Source organism: Bradyrhizobium nanningense, from assembly GCF_004114535.1.
Taxonomy (GTDB): domain Bacteria; phylum Pseudomonadota; class Alphaproteobacteria; order Rhizobiales; family Xanthobacteraceae; genus Bradyrhizobium; species Bradyrhizobium nanningense.
In genome coordinates this window covers 1-2,836 of sequence record NZ_LBJC01000004.1, presented here as the reverse complement: position 1 = coordinate 2,836, position 2,836 = coordinate 1, and the positions used below count along the sequence as shown (strand labels likewise).

Sequence of the window (2,836 nt, the reverse complement as noted above, 5' to 3'; positions counted from 1 at the left end):
GGATGCCCATCCCGAATCGATCCTGATGCGAGCGCGCAAGTTGGGCGCGATCGTGAGCCGCATGCCCTCGCTGGAGAGCGGCGAGGCGCCGCGGCTCACTGCGGTCGCAGTCGAGGATCTCCTGCTGCGGCCGAGCGAGGACATCGACTATGCGCGCCTCGAAGCCTTGATCAGGGGCAAGGCGGTGATCGTCACCGGCGGCGGCGGCTCGATCGGGTCGGAGATCTGCGAGCGCGTGGTCGCCTTCGGTGCGGCGCGCCTGCTGGTTGTGGAGAATTCCGAGCCTGCGCTCTACGCCGTCACGGAGACCCTCGCCGCGCACGGCTCCGGCGCTGCGATCGAAGGGCGGATTGCCGACATCCGCGACCGCGAACGCATGATGCGCCTGATGGCCAAGTTCAAGCCGGACATCGTGTTTCACGCCGCGGCGCTCAAGCACGTGCCGATCCTCGAGCGCGACTGGAGCGAGGGGGTCAAGACCAACATCTTCGGCTCGATCAACGTCGCCGATGCCGCGCTAGCCGCCGGCGCCGAGGCGATGGTGATGATCTCGACCGACAAGGCGATCGAGCCGGTGTCGATGCTTGGATTGACCAAGCGCTTCGCCGAAATGTATTGCCAGGCCCTCGACCATGATCTTGCCGCAGCGAGCGGCGGCGCCAGGCCGCCGATGCGGCTGATCTCGGTGCGCTTCGGCAATGTGCTGGCCTCGAACGGGTCTGTCGTTCCGAAATTCAAGGCGCAGATCGAGGCCGGCGGCCCGGTCACCGTCACCCATCCCGATATGGTCCGCTATTTCATGACCATCCGCGAGGCTTGCGATCTCGTCATCACGTCGGCAACGCACGCACTCGGGCAATCGCGGCCGGATGTTTCGGTCTATGTGCTCAACATGGGGCAGCCGGTGAAGATCGTCGATCTCGCCGAGCGGATGATCCGCCTCTCGGGCCTCGAGCCCGGTTATGACATCGATATCGTGTTCACGGGCATGCGGCCGGGCGAGCGGCTGTACGAGATCCTGTTCGCCTCCGAGGAGCCGACCCACGAAATCGGCATCCCCGGCATCATGGCTGCGCAGCCGAACGAGCCGCCGATGCAGACTCTGCGCAAATGGATCGCTGCGCTCGAGCTGGCGATCGCGCGCGACGACCGCGCCACCATCAGAACCATCCTGAAGGATGCGGTGCCCGAATTCGGATCGACGGCGGCCTGACCATGCCGATCGATGGGTCGTTGCGCGCTGTTCTGTCGGAGCAACGATGAGCGAGACAAAGCCGGTCGCGCTGGTGACGGGGGCGAGTGGCTTCATCGGCCGTCACGTCGTGCGCGCATTGACGCGCGAGGGCTGGTCGGTCCGCCGCGCGGTGCGCAGCCAGGAAGGGGCGGATGGCGAGGTCGTGATCGAATCGATCGGCCCCGAAACCAATTGGCAGGCCGCGCTTGAAGGCGTCGACGCGGTGATCCATCTCGCCGCCCGCGTGCACCACAAGAACGACGAGCACGCGGCCGAGCTCTACCGCAAGGTCAATGTCGAGGGCACACTGCGCCTGGCACGCTACGCGGCAACGGCCGGCGTGCGTCATTTCATCTTCATCAGCACGGTCCTGGTGCATGGCCGCAGCAATGACGGCCGCTCGCCGTTCAGCGAGAGCGATCTGCCAACGCCGCGTGGCCTTTACGGCACATCCAAGGCTGAGGCCGAGGCAGGCTTGAGGACGCTCGCGCGCGACACCGACATGAAAATCTCGGTGATCAGGCCGCCGCTGATCTACGGCGCGCACGCGAAGGGCAATTTCCCAATGCTGGCGCGTGCAGTCAGGCTGGGGCTGCCGCTGCCCTTTGCGGCGATCCGCAATCGCCGCAACTTTCTTGCCGTGCAGAACCTGTCGTCATTCGTCCTGCATCGGCTCCGCCATCCTGACGCGGTGAGCAATTTCGAGATCTTCCTGCTGGCCGACCGGGAGCGGGTCTCGACGCCTGAATTCATCGCGTGCCTGGCGCGAGCCTCCGGCAAGAGCGCCCGGCTGTTCGGCATACCGCCAAGCCTGCTCGGCACGGTCCTGCGCATGATGGGCCGTCAGGACATGCAGGACGGGCTGATCGGCTCGCTCGAGATCGACATCTCGAAGGCGATCGCGACCGGCTGGCAGCCGCAGGTCTCTCTCGAGGAGGGGCTGCGGCTGGCGGTGGAGTCTCAGGACGACTGAGTGCGAGAAAAGCGCCGCAGCACGAAAGCGACGGCGGCCCCGCCTGCGAACAACGACACAATCGCGATCGTCATCGAGCCGGCGCGAACGGTGACGATGGCCAACGCCGCCAGCAAGAGGTTGAGCAGGAAGACCTCGCCGACGACGCGCGAGACGGCAAAACCGTTGTCAGTTGCACGTTGATAGAAGTGCGTGCGGTGGGCCGACCAGAACGGCTCGCGCCTGATGATGCGGCGAAACAGCGTGACGGTGGAATCCGCAAGGTAATAGGCCGGCAGCAGCAGCGCGGCAGCGGGCTGCCCGTGCCAGGCAAGCTCGAGCAGGCACCAGCCGAGCAACAGACCGATCGGCAGGCTGCCGACATCGCCGAGGAAGACTCTTGCGGCTGGACGGTTGAACGGCGCAAAGCCGAGCATGGCCCCGCACAGCGCGGTGGCGAGCAGTCCGGCGGACGTCGAGAGGTCGCCAAACCATCCGAGCAGCCCGAGCGCGGCCGTGACCGGCACCACCTCCGCCACCGTCATCAGGTCGAGCCCGTCCATGAAGTTGACGAGGTTCACGAACCAGATTCCGGCGAGCAGGATGAGGCCGCGCTCCAGCGCGAACGGCAGCGCCGGCACGATGCGCGC

The 2,836-nt window shown here is 66.2% G+C and carries 3 protein-coding genes; 2 read left to right on the top strand and 1 reads right to left on the bottom strand.

Features of this window, described 5'->3' with window-relative positions; genetic code table 11:
• Both XH84_RS01690 and XH84_RS01685 read left to right on the top strand, forming a co-directional pair.
• On the top strand, positions 1 to 1,213 hold a 1,213-nt coding region (locus tag XH84_RS01690), incomplete at its 5' end, for an SDR family NAD(P)-dependent oxidoreductase (protein WP_164937330.1).
• Between the two features lie 46 nt (positions 1,214 to 1,259).
• A complete protein-coding gene (locus tag XH84_RS01685; protein WP_128917769.1) occupies positions 1,260 to 2,207 on the top strand; it encodes an NAD-dependent epimerase/dehydratase family protein in 948 nt (315 codons plus the stop codon).
• Here XH84_RS01685 and XH84_RS01680 read toward each other — a convergent pair.
• Positions 2,195 to 2,836, bottom strand: a 642-nt coding sequence (locus XH84_RS01680) for an MraY family glycosyltransferase (protein WP_488226023.1), incomplete at its 5' end; no start/stop codon positions are given. The two genes, XH84_RS01685 and XH84_RS01680, sit on opposite strands and share 13 nt — an antisense overlap.

What these genes read in the sequence shown, in the direction of transcription:
- XH84_RS01685 (WP_128917769.1), top strand. Translation starts at nt 1,260, where the DNA reads ATGAGCGAGACAAAGCCGGTCGCGCTGGTGACGGGGGCGAGTGGCTTC.